A 16001-nucleotide genomic window follows, 5' to 3' on the forward strand; every position below is an offset into this window, starting at 1 on the left:
TCAACGGGCCAGGGATTGGCGCAAGCCCTGGCGGTCTCGACAAGACCGCGCTGGAGGGCCACCAGCTCCAGCTGCTCGAAAATGCCGAGCAGATCTTCCGGCACCGGTGGAAACGTGCAGGAGATGCCGAGCGAGAGATAGGATTCCGGTGCTGCGTCAACCACCAGATCGGCGAGTTGATCAGGCTCGGCGTAGCAATCGAGGTGAATTCCAGTCACGGGTAGGCTCAGGATGAGCCCGTGATTGCACGACAATGCCCCCCGGCCCGGAACGAGCAGCAGCTTGAGCTGTGGGGCTGCCTGCGCGAACAGACCATAGCTCGTTGAAATTGCCTCGGCTGTCTCTCGGTCCAGCGCCATTGCAAGGCAGGGCTCATTGATCTGTACCCAATCCGCACCTGCAGCCGCCAGCGCCTTCAAATTGGATGCGGCTCGTGAAATCACGCCGGCCAGATCGGCGACGCGACGTCTCGCGGGTTCAGCCGAACTCACCGGCGACTGCACCGTTGGCCTCAGGCGAATACCCTTCGACCGGGCCTCTGCAAACTCCCGGAGAATTTCTGGTCCAGCTTCCGCCAGGTCGAAAACCGTTTCGCTGGCAATCTGGTCGATGCCGAGATCTGCCAACGCTTTATAGCGGATGCAGCGGTCGGCGAGTTCGGCATTGAGTGAAGGCTTAGCGGTTGCCGGGCCAAGAGTGCTCACTGCGGCAGCCATGGCGATATTCCTTCCGCGGTCCCCCAGCCAGCCGGGGCTGAGAGCGAGGCCGATGATGAAATCATCCTCCTCGCCACCCGGAATGTCAATTCCAGATAATCATATGCAGATAGCTTTATGCGTTGGTGCAAGGCACCCCCGGGGACGCGCCTTGCCTGGCAGCCTGCATCCTGGAGTGGCCAAAGAGAATACCCGCCTCGATGCTGCGAAAGCTTCTGCCGGGCCGCCATCCCCGCATGATGCTACTTCGCGCGTTTCGCAAAGAAGGCGGCGACAGCTGCTTTCATCTCCGGCGAGCGACCGGCAGCCCCCTGCAGGTCGCGTTCGAGATCAAGCATCGGATCGAGATCGGGCTCGGCCGCCCGCGCCATGAGCCTCTTCGTCGAGGCGATCGCAAATGGCGACAGCTGCGCCAGCTTGCTGGCAATGGTCTCGACCTCCTCGCCCAAAGCCTCATCATCGAAGATCTTCCACACCAGCCCCCAGCTGAGTGCCTCTTCTGCGGAAACCCTGTCTCCCAGCAACATCATCGGGGCGGCCCTCACGCGTCCAATGATCCGCGGCAGGAACAAGGTATTGCCAGCGTCCGGAACGAGCGCGATTCCGACGAAAGGCTCATAGAAGAATGCCGATCGCGCCGCGACCACGATATCGCCTGCGAGTGCGAGGCCGACACTGGCACCCGCGCAGGGGCCATTCACCTTGGAGATGATGGGCAGACGCGAGTTGCGCATCTGGCGGACGACCGGGTTGAAATGCTTCTCGAGCACCTCGTCCAGCTGGGGCGTCTCGTCGGGCTTGATGGTGGTGAGATCATATCCTGCGCCAAAGGCCCGGCCAGTTCCCGTGAGGATCAGGACCCGTACGGATGAATCGCTTTCCAGCGCAGCCAGAGCGTCCTGCAGCTCATCTCCTGTTTGGTTGCGCAGGGCGTTGAGACGGTCCGGCCGATTGAACGCGACCGTGGCGATGCCACCTGCGACCGAAACCTGGATGTCTTCATAGTGGCTCATAGGGCGTTTCCATCTGCAATGAACAGTTGACGAGAGCGTAAGGTTTGAAAGACCAATGGGGAAGGCGGTTCGTGACAGACCGCGTAGATTTCTAGCGATAGCCATCATGTTGCGCCAGTCAATGCGCTGCTGTGGCATGTCTGTGGGAGGCCCGATGAGCATGAACACCCTGGAGGGCGGCGAGGTCCTGATCACGCCGCGACGAACGGTCGGAGAAAGCGACATCAACATCTTCGCCGGCCTGGTTGGCGATTTCACGCCGGTCCATATGGACGAGGTTTTTGCGCAGGCCACGCCCTTCGGCGGCCGCATCGCCCATGGCACCCTGACCATGTCGACAGCGATTGGCCTGTTGACCCAAACGGGGCGCTTAGGGGAGAACGTCATCGGGTTGCTTGCCCTCAATTGGGATTTTGCCAAGCCGGTGATGATTGGCGACACCATTCATGCCAAGGTCACCATTGCCGAACGCCGACCGACGAGGAAGCCCGGTCGCGACGTTGTCGTCTTCGCCTTCGAGGTGATGAATCAGAAAAACGCCGTAATTCAGCTCGGCCGCATGACCGTTCTGATGCGTGCGGAGTGACGGAGCAAGCCATTGGAAGATCAGCAGGAACAGGCAGGAAGGCAGGCGCCCGAATGACAGTGACGATTCCCAATCAACCAGCGGATGGAGAGGTCGTATCGATCACGCCGTGGTTGTTCTGGTTGCGCATGCCGATGCCGTTCAAGCTCGATCATGTCAATATATGGCTCTTCGATGACGGCGATGGCTGGACGGTGGTCGACACCGGTGTCGGTTCCTCCTCCACCAAGGCAATCTGGAAGCGGGTGCTCACCAGCCGTTTCGGCGGGCGTCCGCTGAAGCGCGTGCTCGTCACCCACTGTCACCCCGATCATGTTGGATCTGCAGGCACCCTTTGTGCCGAGACGGGAGCGCAGCTCCTGATGAGCCGCACTGAATGGCTGTGGACGGCATGGGAACAGCAGATCACTGAGACTGAATCCCGCCGGCTGTTCAAGGAATTTGCCGTGCTGATCGGCCTCAGTGACACGGTCAGCTGGGATCAGGTCTATAAGGGCGGCACCATGGCCCAACTGACCGATGTGCTGCCGCGCAGCTATCGCAGGCTGCGCGACGGCGACGAGCTTGAACTTGGCGGACATAAATGGCGGGTGATCACCGGAGGCGGCCACTCGCTCGAGCATGTATGCCTTTATTGCCAGCAGGAGGACGTGCTGATTTCGGCCGACCATGTCCTCCCCAGGATCAGCCCAAATATCGGTGTTTCCCAAGTCGAGCCGGAAAGCAATCCGCTCGGAGACTTTATCGCGACGCTCAAGCGCCTGTCTGGTTTGCCCGCCGACACCCTGGTGCTCCCCTCGCATAACGAACCGTTCCGGGGCCTGCGCGAACGCATCTCGGAGGTGGTCAGCCATCATCGTGACCGCCTCTCGTTCCTTGCAGAAGTCTGTCGCGCGCCCAAGACCATCAGTGAGGCCTCGCGAGAGCTGTTCCCGCGCCAGATGTTCGGCTATGACATACGACTTGCAGCCAACGAAACCTGGGCCCATCTGAACTACCTGGTCGATGATGGTCAGGTGCGGCGCTGGCTCGATGGCAATGGCACCTACCGGTTTCAAAGGGCATGACCATGAGTGGCGAGAGCGTGGCCTTCACCAAGATGCATGGCTGCGGCAATGATTTCATCATGATCGATGGCCGCGCGGGCTTGCCGGGAAACGGGCTCGTCGAGCCCAGCCGGCTCACGGCCGCCTTATGCGACCGCCGCCGCGGCATCGGCGCTGACGGCTTGATCCTGCTATTGCCGCCGCGCGCAGACGCTGATTTCGCCATGCTCTATATCAACGCGACCGGCGCACCGGGCGAGATGTGCGGCAATGGCGCCCGCTGCGTCGCGCGCTTTGCCTATGACATCGGTGCAGCCCCGGCCGAGATGAGCTTCGAGACGGAGGCAGGGCGAGTCCATGCGCAGATTTCGCCGGACCATGTCACCATAGATATGCCCCCGCCACGCGATATCAGGCTTGGCATGCGGCTGGACATCGCCGGCATCGAGCGTGAGGTGCACTTTGCCCAAGTCGGCGTGCCCCATGCCGTCATCCTGGTGGATCATCTGCCCGCTTTTCCCGTGGACGAGCTTGGGCCGCTCGTGCGGCATCATTCGGCGTTTCCCCGTGGTGCCAACGCGAATTTCGTCTCCACCGCAAACGGTTTGGCGATGCGGACCTTCGAGCGAGGGGTCGAGGCGGAAACATTGGCCTGTGGCACGGGCGCGGTTGCGACGGCAACCATATGCCATTTGCTGGGCATCAGCGGCCCGGACGCGACCATCCGCACTGGCGGCGGCGACCAGCTTTCAGTTCATCTCGAGCGGGACGGAGATCGTTTCGTGCGCGCCACGCTGACCGGCCCGACCGAAACTGTTGGTGGCGGCGTGATTTCGCCGGAATTTCTGCGCAGCCGGGGGCTCTTGGCCTGATAGCGCCCGAAGGGTTGACCAGAGCGGCTTTGCTTTCTCTCCGAATAGCACGGCCGCTCTAAGCATTTTCGAGCGAAGCGGTACCCACCTCGCTCCAGCAATGGTGCCGGCCAGAATGTGTGTCCGGCCGGCCTTTGAGTGTTACGACCGTACAGCTGAGGATTTGGGATTTCCTTCGACCACGCCGGTCGGCTCCTCTGGGCTGAGCCAGCGGTAAAGTGCGCCACCGATAATGCCACCGACGATCGGTGCAACCCAGAACAGCCAGAGCTGCTGTATCGCCCATGCGCCGGCGAAGAGGGCAGGGCCGGTGCTGCGTGCCGGATTGACCGAGGTATTGGTGATCGGAATGCTGATCAGGTGAATGAGGGTGAGGCCAAGGCCGATCGCGATGGGCGCGAACCCGGCCGGCGCCTTGCCATGAGTAGCGCCCATGATGATGAACAGAAACGCCGCGCTGAGCAGAAGCTCGGCCAAGAGTGCGGCGGTGAGGCCATATTTGCCCGGAGAATGTTCCCCATAGCCATTCGCCGCGAACCCGCCGTCAGGGTTGAAGCTCGCCGTTCCACTGGCAATGACATAGAGGACCGCAGCGGCCACCACTGCACCGACCACTTGAGCAATCACATACGGCACGATATCGCCGACCGGGAAGCGTCCGCCGGCGGCGAGACCGACAGTGACCGCCGGGTTGAAATGCCCGCCGGAAACGTGGCCTACCGCATAGGCCATGGTGAGCACGGTAAGCCCGAAGGCGAGAGATACGCCGAGTAGCCCGATTCCGACATCGGGAAATCCGGCTGCGATGACCGCACTTCCGCAGCCGCCAAATGTGAGCCAGAAGGTTCCGATGGCCTCTGCCGCCAGCTTTTTGATATCCATGGGTTTGCCCCCGCAAGAAAGGTTACGGTGTGTTGACACGCCCCGCGCGCGTACACAAACGCCTGTTGATTCTACAGGAGAACTCGCCTCCACCGGTAGCGGAGAAACTGACAAGTCCAATTTTGCTTATATTTTCCTGGGTTTTTGTGCCATTCTGTACACGAATTGTTTGTTCGATCCGTACCGGGAATCACTGGCGGCGGGCGACTCAAGGCGGAATGTCGGGACGTCTGAGGCGGCGTTGACATTCCCGATCCCACTCACTATTTTCGCGCCGAAGAAAAGACGGGTCCGCCGGGACGCTGTCGGTTCATTGCGTTCCACAGGTGCTGACATGAAGATTCGCAATTCACTTCGCTCGCTGGCCAAGCGCCATCGGGACAATCGGATGGTGCGCCGCAAGGGCCGCATCTACATCATCAACAAGACCAATCCGCGCTACAAGGCTCGCCAGGGCTGAGTTCTCGTCGGCATTGGATGATTTTGTGATCCGTGATGGATAGCGACCGTCACGGATCATTGATGTTTGAGCTCGGGTGCCCCTCTTTCCGATCGGCATCTGATCGCTTAGCTTAGTCCCATGAGCGTCTCCTCGCGCGCACACGGATTGAGCCTCTTCTGCGTCGCCCTGCTGATGAGCGTGGCGTGGGTATCGCCTGCGTCCTCCCAGGGGGCTGCGGTCCCTCCCGCGGTTGCGCCGCAATCACCGCTGCCCGGCGCGGGCAGCAATGCCAAACCGGCCGCTCCGCTGCCGGCTATGCCGCCGAGCCCCACCGAAGCAGCGCGCCAACGCGCTGATCTTCTCGACAGCCTGTTTGCCCGGCTGCACGGGGCCGAGAGCAGAACCAGCGCTCAAATCCTGCAGGAGGCGGTGCTGCAGCTTTGGCGGCAATCCGGCAGCCCCAGTGTCGATGTTCTGATCCAGCAAGCCGACCGGGCGGCACGCAGCAAGCAATATCAGACCGCGCTGACCATTCTCGACACGGTGGTGGAGATTGCCCCGGACTTCCCGGAAGGCTGGAACAAGCGCGCCACTGTTCTTTATCTGCAGGGGGATTCCGACCGGGCCATCGCCGATATCGACCGTGTGCTGGAGCTTGAGCCCCGCCATTTCGGGGCACTTGCCGCCCTCGGCATGATCCGGAGGGCGAATGGCGACATCAAAGGCGCGCTCGAGGCTTTTCAGCGCGTGCTCGAGATAAACCCGCACATGGAAGAGGCCAAGGACGCCGTCAAGAAGCTCGAGAAGGAAGCGGGCCAAGCAATCTGAGCATCACGCGTTTTGATCGCCTCCCCGCGACACGAAGGCAATCCTTAGCATGTTCGTGGCACCAGGTGTGCGCAGCGGCACACCGGCTGTAATGATGATGCGCTGATCGGCTTCGGCGAAGCCTTCCTGATGGGCGATGGTGCAGGCTCTGGCCACCATGTCGTCCAGGGACTTGGCATCTTCGGTGAGCACGCAATGGAGGCCCCAGACAAGCGCCAGCCTCCGCCCCGTCGCTGGAATTGGCGTGAGTGCGATGATCGGCGTGGCCGGCCGTTCCCGGGCCGCCCGCAATCCCGTCGCGCCGGACGATGTATAGCAAACGATCGCAGCGGCATTGAGCGTTTCGCCGATCGTCCTTGCCGCGGCGCTGATCGCATCCGCAGCGGTTGCCTCGGGCTGGGCCCGTTGGGCATGGATAATGCCCGCATAGAACGGGTCGTTCTCGACCGTGTGCGCGATCTTATCCATCGTGCTGACCGCCGCGCAGGGGTAAGCCCCCACCGCCGATTCTGCCGACAGCATGATGGCATCGGCACCCTCGAACACGGCCGTTGCGACGTCCGAAACCTCCGCGCGCGTGGGAACAGGCTCATGAATCATGGATTCGAGCATCTGCGTGGCGACCACCACGGGCCGCCCGGCTGCGCGCGCCGCTCGGACGATCTGTTTTTGGCGCCCTGGGACCTGCTCCAGCGGCAATTCGACCCCGAGATCGCCGCGGGCAACCATGATCCCGTCCGCCAGCTCCAGAATGCCGCTGAGATGTGTAAGGGCCGATGGCTTCTCGAGCTTCGCCATGATCAAGGCCTGCCCCCGCGCCATCTTCTTCGCCTCGGCAACATCGTCGGGCCGCTGCACGAAGGAGAGGGCGATCCAGTCGACGCCGATATTGATGGCGTGATCGAGATCGGCGCGGTCCTTCTCGGTCATGGCGCTGACCGGAAGGATCGTGTCCGGCAGGCTGATGCCCTTACGGTCGGATAGTGCATCTCCATGGATGATCCGGGTCACCATGCGCCCACTCTTCACCGACTCCACCTGCACCTTCAGGCGGCCGTCATTGAGCAGCAGCATGTTCCCCGGCTTGGCCGCTTTGAAGATTTCCGGGTGAGGCAGTTGCACCCGGGTCTCATCCCCCGGCGTGTCCTGCAAGTCGAAGGTGAACAGATTGCCTGGCTTGAGCTCTACCCCGCCATTGGCGAAGGTTCCGATGCGCAGCTTTGGGCCTTGCAAATCGGCCAGAATGGCGATCGGCCGCCCCTTCTCGCGTTCGACCTCACGGATGATGTCGTGCAGCCGGCTAAGCTCTGCATGAGGCGTATGGCTCATATTGATCCGAAACACATCGGCGCCGCTCTCGAAGAGCTGCCGGATTGTGTCTGGATTGGAACTTGCGGGGCCGAGGGTGGCGATGATCTTGACGCGGCGTCTGCGTCTCATTGAGCCGCGCCTGGCTGTTGCGGTGCGGGGTCGGTTGGTGGCGCAGCGCCTTGATTGGTCGCCGGGGCAGGGGCGGTCTGCGCATTGAGCGTTACGGTCCAGTCGGCCTCTTCGGTGGTATCCACTTCAAAAAATCCGGTGCGCTGATAGCCGCGTTCCTCGCAGGATTCGAGGCCGCGTATGGTGAACAATTTGTCGCGTGTGCACATGATCGCCTTGCCGGCCCAGGAGCCGCCACGGTCATAATCCACCGCATAGACGTAGTAATAGCGAGCGATAAGATCGCCTTTGAGCAAAGTCTCGCAACTGCGCGGGCCGATATTCCACCAGCCCTCGCTGACCCAGCCCTTGGTGTCCTTGTATCCGAGTGCCACCCCTACGCGCGAATCAGTGTCATTGCAGACCTTCAGGTCGGCATGGGCGGGTGTGGCGCCGAAGAGATACAAGGAGAACAATGCTGATCCGATCAGCCGAAGCGCCACTGCCATCGCGTTTATCCCTCACGAAACACACTTTGTTCATACCACGCATGACGCTTTTCGTCAGTCACGACAGTTCGGCTTTCATATGACGATTCTCTAACTAGCCTAGCAGGTTCCGCTGAGCATTGGACAGGATAGGTGACGCGGCAAAGGGGCAAAATCTAGGCCGTCCGGCATTTGCGCGCGCAAATGCGACCGCGGTCACTCTGGCCGGGACCAGTGGTCGCGTCTATAGTGCGCCCATGCTTGATGACCTGATGGCCGTTTCGGCCCCGGGCTCGAGTGAACCGATCCCGCCCTTCATCGAGATTGAGGGAAATCGGCGCTTGGGCCTGCTCCTCATTTGCGATCACGCTCGGAACAGCTTGCCTGAGAGCTATGGTAGCCTCGGCCTACCTCCGAGCGAGCTGAAGCGCCATATCGCTTATGATATCGGCGCCGAGGCCTTGACCCGCGCGCTCGCAGCGAGATTATCGGCACCGGCCGTATTGAGCACCTTCTCGCGCCTGCTGATCGACCCCAATCGTGGCGAGGATGATCCAACCCTGATCATGCAGCTTTCGGATGGGGCGGTCATTCCAGGCAATGCCAGGATCGACCAGACTGAGCGCCGGGCGCGGATCGAGCTGTTCTATCGCCCTTACCATGACGCGATCGCACGGGGGATCCAGGCGATTACTGCTGCTGGCCGCGCACCCGTGGTTATTTCGGTTCACAGCTTCACGCCAAACTGGAAGGGTGTTCCGCGGCCATGGCATGTGGGATTGCTTTGGGGCCGCGATGACCGGCTGTCCCGCGCGCTCGTCGCTGCCTTGCGGGCCGAACCTGCCGGGCTGGTAGTGGGTGAGAACGAGCCCTATTCAGGCGCGCTCGCAGGCGACACCATCGACACACATTGTATTCGCAATGGCCTCTCCCACACATTGATCGAAATTCGCCAGGACCTCATCTCTGACAATGACGGCGTTGCGCAATGGGCCGATCGACTGGAGAGCGTTTTGCGTAGAGTGCTGTCGGACAGCGCCATAACCGAACGGATCAGCCGATGATTGAAGAAGACACCAATATGCGGCTCGAGGCAGCCGCATTCCGCCGCCTCGTGCAGCATCTGCGCGAGCGGACGGATGTGCAGAATATTGACCTGATGAACCTTGCCGGCTTCTGTCGGAACTGCCTGGCCAACTGGTATCGCGAGGCGGCAGAAAGTCAGGGGATTGTTCTCACGAAAGAAGACTCCCGAACGCATATTTACGGTATGCCTTATGAAGAGTGGAAGGCTCGGTATCAATCCGAGGCGAGCCCCGAGCAGGCGGCTGCCTTCCAGCAAACCCACAAGCATTGAACGTTAGGTAGGGGAAGTATGGACCAGACGACGACTTTCGCGCAGGGGCAGTTGCGCAGCATTGTTGAGCGCATCGAGCGGCTGGAGGAAGAGAAGGCGGCAACCGCGGCCGACATCAAGGAAGTCTATGCAGAGGCCAAGGGCTATGGCTTCGATACCAAGATCCTGCGCAAGGTGATTTCACTGCGCAAGAAGGACCGTCACGAAAGGGAAGAGGAGGAAGCGATCCTCGATCTCTATCTTCAGGCGCTGGGCATGGTGCCGGGCTCCGAAGCGGCGGCTTGATCTGCGCAAGTCCTTGGGACTGAATGGGGTGGGGCCGAGATGAGCATGCCCCGTTCTCTGGGCTCGTCCGCAGGATGATCTGCAGGAGGGGGCTGGGTAGCCCGGACCCCGCGATACTGGTTTGTGTGAAGAAAATGCGAGCAAGCAAAAGCTTGAGACGCGATCTCGCGATTCAAAAGAAAGCGGAAACGCCCTAATCGCAAAAAGCAACAAGCCCTCCTGACGGAGGGCTGTTTTGCGATTGCCTCTTGACGATCGAACCGCCTATTCCTGGAACGAGAGCGGCTCAGGCTCGCCCGTCTTCATCCGGGCAATGGCCATCGGCACGTTCGGTTGCGTACCCGCAACGAGATCCACCACATAGGCATCCATGCGCGGCCCCTTTGCCGCACCGTTGATCGTGGTCTGCTGGTGGCGGGACATCAGCAGATTGCCTTTGTCGGCCCGATTGATGACCGGCCCACCGGATTGTGCCTGTCCGTCATCCCTGATTTCGACCGTTTCCTTGTCGAAAGGCAGAAACAGCTTGGTGAACTCGCTCAAGACCGGAGGCAGGAAGGAGAAGCCGTTGATTTCCTCCGGCGCCTCGATGGTGACGCTGCCGGTCACAGGCGTATTCAGGTCGAACTCGTCGCCCTGGTGAGACTTGTAGAAATGCGGTTTCAGCGAGAATTTGAGATTCTGCTCTTTCCAGAACGCTTCCGGCGAGATGCTGGCCTGTACGGGCGCGACGCTGAGCGGACGCGACATGGCGCCTGCCATGGGATGATCGCCACCGCCCAGTGAGGTCCTCTGGCCTTCGCCAGGGAAGGGTCGCGCAAAGGACTGGCGCTCGGGCGCGGGCGCAGAAGCGGGTTCGACCTGAACGCTGCTGGCCACAGGCGGCGTGCTGGGCGTGACACTTGCGGTGATCACAGGTGTCGAAATCGGCCCGGCGGCAGGGAGATCAGGCTTCGCCGATGGGAGCACCGGCGGCTGCCGCTCGCCGGCATCAGCCACGAGAGCCTCGCTGGCGGGGGCTTCCTTAGCTGGCTCCGACGCGGCAATCTTCGGTTTCGTCCGTGGACGCGGCACATCCGCTGCGGCAACCACGGTGCTCTTTGCCGGCTTTGCTGCAGGCTCCGGGGCAGCCTTTGCCGCTGGGGCCGGCGCCGTCGGTTCCGCTGCGGCTGTCTCGGCGGGCGCGCCGGTGGCGGGTTGGGTCTTGGACGACCCCGTGACCGCGGCGATCAGCGAAGACAGCGGCCCGCTGGACTCGCCATCATCCTCCTCGGCCATCATCACCGGCTCGGAGCGCTTTTGCCCGCGTGCCGGCGCATTCTTCATGATGGCTGCGAATTCCTGGTTCGGAATGGCAGGCCAATGCCGCACCCGTCCGGTGTCCACATGGACAAAGCCCAAGGGGCCCGACCGCGGATAATAGCCAACCCCGCCGATCTGCCGGATGAGCGCTGAATTCCGGAGCTTCTTGGTGGACACATCCGGGAAATAGATGTCCATCGCCTGGCCGCGGCTATGCATGCTCTTGGTGGCGACGTTCCGGCCGATCCTTTTCAGCATCGCATTCGTGTCGGCGTTGCGATAGCCGCAGATCACATGGACCGGCTTTTTTGAGCCAAGCTCCTGATGAAGCTCCCAGACAAGGTCGATCACCTCGGGATCGATCTTGATGACCTCGTTTTTGCGCCAGTCACGCAGGAAATGGTTCAGCTGACGAAGCGCCGAAGGGATGTAACGGCCATCTTTCTTGTAGGTAACTGTCAGGCTTTCTTTCGTATGGACCATGTAAAGTGACAAGGTCCGGGTATCGCTCACGGCATTCAGTTGCCCGACGTCCGATGTAAGGGCGCCGGCGGTGCCGATCGCGGCAAGCAGACAGACTACGGCCAAGCGTCGTGCTTTGGATCGCAAAGAGCTCTTCCGCCTCGTTTCGAAAGACGCGTCAAACGCCACAAATGTACCGGGAACCCCGCTCGAGGTTTGTTCCCCGCTCCTGATAGGGCCAATCATTACCCGTCAGCGGCCAAGAGCACAAGAGGTAGACAGAAGAATGCCTCCCGGCCCCATTACGTGAGACGGATGTATATATGGCTCAGTCTGCGCCCGCATGATTAAGAGCGGGTTAACGAGAACAAAGGAAATCGCGGGATTTTGCTGTGGAGTCCTTAATTACAGTGGCGGACTCCGCAGGGAGGATCGAGGCGCTGGTGAATTCCTGCGGAGGGACGTTTTTTGCTATGCATGCCAACCACCTGCGCGGGCTAGGCGAGGCTGAGTGTCGCAGCGGTTGTATCTTCCCTTAATTGAGGGAGGCGGTCTTGCCGGCGAGAGCCTTGCTCAGCTTTCCATCGCGGCCATACACATCGTCATAATAGCGGATGGTCCCGTCCTCATCCGGCCAGGCTGTCATGTAGACGAGATGGACATCGAGCCGGTGCTTCAGCTTCACGCCATTATTCTTGCCTGTAGCGATCGCGCTCGCGATCCGCCCCTCTGTCCAACCATCCGGCCTCAGCAGCACTTCCGCAAGCTCGCGCGGGTTCTCCACGCGCACACAGCCGTGGCTGAATGCCCGTTCCTTCCGGCGAAACAGCGATTTTGAAGGTGTGTCGTGCAGGTAGACCGCGTGGCTATTGGGGAACAGGAACTTCATCTCGCCCAGCGCATTCGACCGTCCAGGCGGCTGCCGAACGCTGACGGGCATGGTCTGCGCGGAATATTTGCGCCAGTTGACCGACCGGGAGCTGACCGCCTGGCCGCGCGCGTTGACCACTTCATACCCGCTGCGGGTCAGATAACCAGGATCCCGCTTCGACCTCGGCAGCATCTCCTTCGTCGCGATTGATCGCGGCACGTACCAATACGGGTTGAACTCGATGGTCTCCATGACGTCGCTGAACGAGGGCGTCTGGTTCGTCGCGGTGCCGATGACCACATTTGTCCGGTGGATCTCGACATCGTTCTCAACCACCCTCACCTCGAAGGCGGGCTGATTGACGAGCACATAGCGGTCGCCCAGATTTCGCGGCAACCAGCGGATCCGCTCCATGTTGAGGAGCACCTTCTCGATCTTCTCAGGGACGGATGTGTCATTGAACGCCGCAAGCGTTCGGTTGCCCACGATGCCGTCCGGCTTCAATCCTTCTTGTCTTTGAAAGGCTTTGACGCTCTGCATGAGTTCCGCGTCGTAAAGCGTCGCATCCTTGATGACCCCGCCGACCGGCGCTGTACCCGTACTCGCAACAGTCAGGCTGGCCGCGGTGGCAATGCCTTCCTCGCCTCCCTCGATGGGATCAGGCTTGATCATCGACAGCCGGTTCACCACCACGTCATCGTCCAGCCCGTCATCGGCGTCGGGGCCTATCGGCGCGGAAGCGCTGGAAATGGCCACCTCACTGTCCAGCAAGCCGAGCGAGGCGAGCCGGATCCGCAACGTCCGTACCCGCTCGTCCCGCATGCCGAGCTTGATGACCGAGCCCGGCCGGATCTCAGGCAGAGCCTCGGCGGTAAGTTCCAGGCCGCGCAATTTCTGCAGTTCGGACTTGAGTGCCAGGTAGGCTTTGCTGTTTGGGTGCAGAGACGCGAGATAAGAACCCGTATCCTTCGTTTCGTTCAGCGCCTTCAACACCTCGGCCGGTGCAATCTTCGGCGGGTTGAGATCATTGAAGTTCGTGATCTTGTTGGGTTCGGTCCGCCCGCTCATTGCATGCCGAGCGTATTTCAACGCAGCAGCCGTGAGCTCCAGGTCGAGCCGCGCGGCTGTCCGGGGAGTGTCGGTTGACGTCTCGCCCGTGTCTTTGAAGCTGGTCAGGCTGCCGGGTAAGTAATCCTGCGCGACAAGACCCTCGTCATCGGCCTTGGCCATCTCGGAAAGTAGGCCGCGGCCTCGCTCATTGAGACCGGTCACTCCGACCCAGGCTGGTATGAAATCCCGCGCCTTGTAATAGGCCAAGATCGCGTCGCGCTCCTCGGCCGTCACGCGTATGGCTGCATCCTTATCCGCGGTCAGTTCTGCAAGCAGCGCCGCCGAGACCGGATCCGTGATCTTGGCCGCCTCTGCTGGGGCGAGTGGCGCCCCCTTCAGAGGAACGAGAGGTGTGGGCGTATAGACGGCGATGTCCGGGGCCGCCTGAGCAGCTGGCTCGCCGTCGGGATCGATATTCTCCTCCCGCCGCGGCGGGCGCACGCGTGTGGTCGCCGCCGTGGCACGGGATCGGGTATTTCGTAAGCTGCGTTGGCTCGAAGGCCCACGCGGTGCCTGGAACGTGCGCTGTGGCGGCGCTGCAAAGGCGCGCTGTGGCGGCCGATTGCCCCTCAGCGTGAAGAGTTGCTCGAACCAGTTGCGGCTAGCGAAATTCTGCCTGCCGCTCACCTCTGCCGAGGCTTCTGTTTGCGGCATTGCCACCAGAATCGTGCACGCCAACACACTGAGCCTGAAAGTGGCCTTGATCACCATATCCTCCGCAAACTCGTTCGGGCGACGCTAGACGTCGTTTAGGGGGCGGGCAACGTCTCAGATCTCTATCACGCGAAAACAAACCATCTGTTACATTTTGGCTTCTAGGCCGAGATCCCGGATCTTACGGTAAAGAGTTGATCGACCGATCCCGAGCTTCCGCGCCACTTCCGACATCTGGCCGCGATAGCGCTGCATGGCGAGCCGGATCATGTCGGCCTCAACCTCTTCCAGCTTCCGGATATGCCCGCCGGACGTGACGGCCGGAATGCCGAGCGGCACACCCGTGCCGGCAATCTGGCCGGAAGCTGCGTCCTCTCCCTCCAATCCAAGCACGGCTGGGCCCGTCGGCTTGGCCGGCTCCCGCGGTGGCGGCGCTGGGGGAATCCGCGCCTCGTAACCCTTCACCTGCGCGGCGATCTGCGGGAAATCGTCGACCTCCAGCATATCGCCCTCGCACAAGACGATTGCCCGGAACACCGCATTCTCGAGCTGCCGGACATTTCCTGGCCAAGAGTAACTCTGCAGCATCGCCAAAGCCCTCGGTGAAATACCGCGTATCTTGCGTCCCTCTTCGGCGGCAAAGCGCACGATGAAGTGCTCGACCAGCGGCGGTATGTCAGCGAGCCGCTCGCGCAGCGGCGGCACCATGATTGGGAAAACGTTAAGACGGTAATATAGATCCTCGCGAAACGCGCCCCGCTTAACCATGTCGATCATGTCGCGATTGGTGGCGGAGATGATCCGGATGTTGATCTTGACCGGCTTGCGCGCACCGACCGGATCGATCTCGCCCTCCTGGATCGCCCGGAGCAGCTTCACCTGAATATCCGCTGGTAGCTCGCCGACTTCGTCGAGAAACAGGGTGCCGCCGTCGGCCTCCTGGAACTTGCCGATATGCTTCTGGACCGCCCCTGTGAAAGAACCTTTTTCATGGCCGAACAGGATGCTCTCCACCAGATTTTCGGGGATGGCGCCGCAGTTCACGGTAACGAAAGGTTTACCACGACGATCACTTTCCCCCTGGATGGCGCGCGCGATCATCTCCTTGCCGACGCCGCTTTCGCCTTCGATCAGGATGGGAATGTTCGAGGCCGCTGCGCGCCGCCCGAGCCGAGCGACGGCCGCCATGGCCGGGCTCTCGGCGATGAGGCCGTCAAAAGTGAGCTGGCCCGTCGCCTTCGCATTTAGCCTCTTCACCTCCTCGGTGAGGGCGTTGACCTTCAGAAGGTTCTGGATCGAAACCTTGAGCCGCTCCGGATTGACCGGCTTCACGACGAAATCGTCCGCTCCGGCGCGCATGGCCTTGACCACCGTTTCGATCGAGCCGAACGATGTCTGGATGATGACGGCGACGTCCTTGCGATGGGCGCCGAGATAATCGAGCACCTGCATGCCGTCCACTTCCGGCATCATCAGGTCGAGCACCATCAGCGCGATTTCCTTCCCCTTTGGGCCACCAAGGAAATCGAGCGCTTCTTTGCCCCCCTGCGCGCAATGAGCTTCATATCCGAAGCGCCGGATCATCTCGTAAAGGATGCGCTGCTGCGTCGGATCGTCGTCGACAATAAGAACCGCCTGCGCCATACTCGTTCTTCTTCCTGCGACCGC

General features: G+C 61.3%; 16 protein-coding genes (1 of these 16 cut by a window edge). 8 read left to right on the forward strand and 8 right to left on the reverse strand.

The genetic code is table 11. From position 1 onward, the window contains the following. On the reverse strand, positions 1-716 hold the 5' portion of the coding sequence (locus tag RCF49_RS15990) for a hypothetical protein (protein WP_342640790.1). It extends 262 nt beyond the left edge of the window; 716 of the gene's 978 nt are visible here — the first part of the coding sequence; its start codon is at positions 714-716; its stop codon lies beyond the left edge, outside the window. A 242-nt stretch (positions 717-958) separates the two neighbouring features. After that, complete coding sequence (locus RCF49_RS15995) at positions 959-1729, reverse strand: enoyl-CoA hydratase-related protein (RefSeq protein ID WP_342640791.1); 771 nt, start codon at positions 1727-1729, stop codon at positions 959-961. A gap of 154 nt (positions 1730-1883) precedes the next feature. On the opposite strand from RCF49_RS15995, the gene RCF49_RS16000 reads away from it, so the two are divergent. The 3 genes from RCF49_RS16000 to dapF are packed head-to-tail and all read left to right on the forward strand — an operon-like array spanning position 1884 to position 4233. Next, positions 1884-2315 carry a MaoC family dehydratase gene (locus tag RCF49_RS16000; RefSeq protein ID WP_342640792.1) on the forward strand — a complete coding sequence of 144 codons (432 nt, stop codon included), beginning with the start codon at positions 1884-1886 and terminating at the stop codon, positions 2313-2315. A gap of 53 nt (positions 2316-2368) precedes the next feature. Next, positions 2369-3382 (forward strand): MBL fold metallo-hydrolase, encoded by a 1014-nt coding sequence (locus RCF49_RS16005; protein WP_342640793.1) that lies wholly within the window; start codon positions 2369-2371, stop codon positions 3380-3382. A gap of 2 nt (positions 3383-3384) precedes the next feature. After that, positions 3385-4233: a diaminopimelate epimerase gene (gene dapF / locus RCF49_RS16010; RefSeq protein WP_342640794.1), complete on the forward strand. Its 849-nt coding sequence runs from the start codon at positions 3385-3387 to the stop codon at positions 4231-4233. A gap of 141 nt (positions 4234-4374) precedes the next feature. On the opposite strand, the gene aqpZ is transcribed toward dapF, so the two are convergent. Next, complete coding sequence (gene aqpZ / locus RCF49_RS16015; RefSeq protein WP_342640795.1) at positions 4375-5115, reverse strand: aquaporin Z; 741 nt, start codon at positions 5113-5115, stop codon at positions 4375-4377. Between the two features lie 334 nt (positions 5116-5449). Here aqpZ and ykgO point away from each other — a divergent pair, with 334 nt between their 5' ends. Then, positions 5450-5575 (forward strand): type B 50S ribosomal protein L36, encoded by a 126-nt coding sequence (ykgO, locus tag RCF49_RS16020; protein ID WP_144293847.1) that lies wholly within the window; start codon positions 5450-5452, stop codon positions 5573-5575. Positions 5576-5695: 120 nt separating this feature from the next. Next, on the forward strand, positions 5696-6385 hold the full coding sequence (locus RCF49_RS16025; RefSeq protein WP_342640796.1) for a tetratricopeptide repeat protein: 690 nt from the start codon (positions 5696-5698) through the stop codon (positions 6383-6385). A gap of 3 nt (positions 6386-6388) precedes the next feature. Here RCF49_RS16025 and pyk read toward each other — a convergent pair whose 3' ends face one another. Together pyk and RCF49_RS16035 are read right to left on the reverse strand one after the other, a co-directional pair. Further along, positions 6389-7825, reverse strand: a complete 1437-nt coding sequence (pyk, locus tag RCF49_RS16030) for a pyruvate kinase (protein ID WP_342640797.1) — start codon at positions 7823-7825, stop codon at positions 6389-6391. Continuing rightward, complete coding sequence (locus tag RCF49_RS16035) at positions 7822-8313, reverse strand: DUF1036 domain-containing protein (RefSeq protein ID WP_342640798.1); 492 nt, start codon at positions 8311-8313, stop codon at positions 7822-7824. Before RCF49_RS16035 ends, pyk begins: the two co-directional genes overlap by 4 nt. 236 nt (positions 8314-8549) lie before the next feature. On the opposite strand from RCF49_RS16035, the gene RCF49_RS16040 reads away from it, so the two are divergent. From RCF49_RS16040 to RCF49_RS16050, 3 genes are read left to right on the forward strand one after another with little or no spacing between them, the layout of a single operon-like run. Further along, complete coding sequence (locus RCF49_RS16040; RefSeq protein ID WP_342640799.1) at positions 8550-9356, forward strand: N-formylglutamate amidohydrolase; 807 nt, start codon at positions 8550-8552, stop codon at positions 9354-9356. 17 nt (positions 9357-9373) lie between these two features. Continuing rightward, positions 9374-9649 (forward strand): DUF1244 domain-containing protein, encoded by a 276-nt coding sequence (locus tag RCF49_RS16045; protein WP_342640800.1) that lies wholly within the window; start codon positions 9374-9376, stop codon positions 9647-9649. 18 nt (positions 9650-9667) lie between these two features. After that, positions 9668-9934, forward strand: a complete 267-nt coding sequence (locus RCF49_RS16050) for a DUF2312 domain-containing protein (protein WP_342640801.1) — start codon at positions 9668-9670, stop codon at positions 9932-9934. Between the two features lie 264 nt (positions 9935-10198). On the opposite strand, the gene RCF49_RS16055 is transcribed toward RCF49_RS16050, so the two are convergent. From RCF49_RS16055 to RCF49_RS16065, 3 genes are all read right to left on the reverse strand, one after another. Next, the gene (locus RCF49_RS16055; RefSeq protein WP_342640802.1) at positions 10199-11824 is read right to left on the reverse strand and encodes a DUF882 domain-containing protein; all 1626 of its coding nucleotides are present in this window, start codon (positions 11822-11824) and stop codon (positions 10199-10201) included. A 409-nt stretch (positions 11825-12233) separates the two neighbouring features. Then, entirely contained in the window at positions 12234-14333 is a 2100-nt protein-coding gene (locus tag RCF49_RS16060; RefSeq protein ID WP_342640803.1) for a L,D-transpeptidase family protein, read from the reverse strand. A gap of 147 nt (positions 14334-14480) precedes the next feature. Further along, on the reverse strand, positions 14481-15977 hold the full coding sequence (locus RCF49_RS16065; protein ID WP_342640804.1) for a sigma-54-dependent transcriptional regulator: 1497 nt from the start codon (positions 15975-15977) through the stop codon (positions 14481-14483). Positions 15978-16001 lie beyond the last annotated feature (24 nt).

Origin of the sequence: Rhodoligotrophos sp. CJ14, assembly GCF_038811545.1 — a bacterium.
Lineage (GTDB): Bacteria > Pseudomonadota > Alphaproteobacteria > Rhizobiales > Im1 > Rhodoligotrophos > Rhodoligotrophos ferricapiens.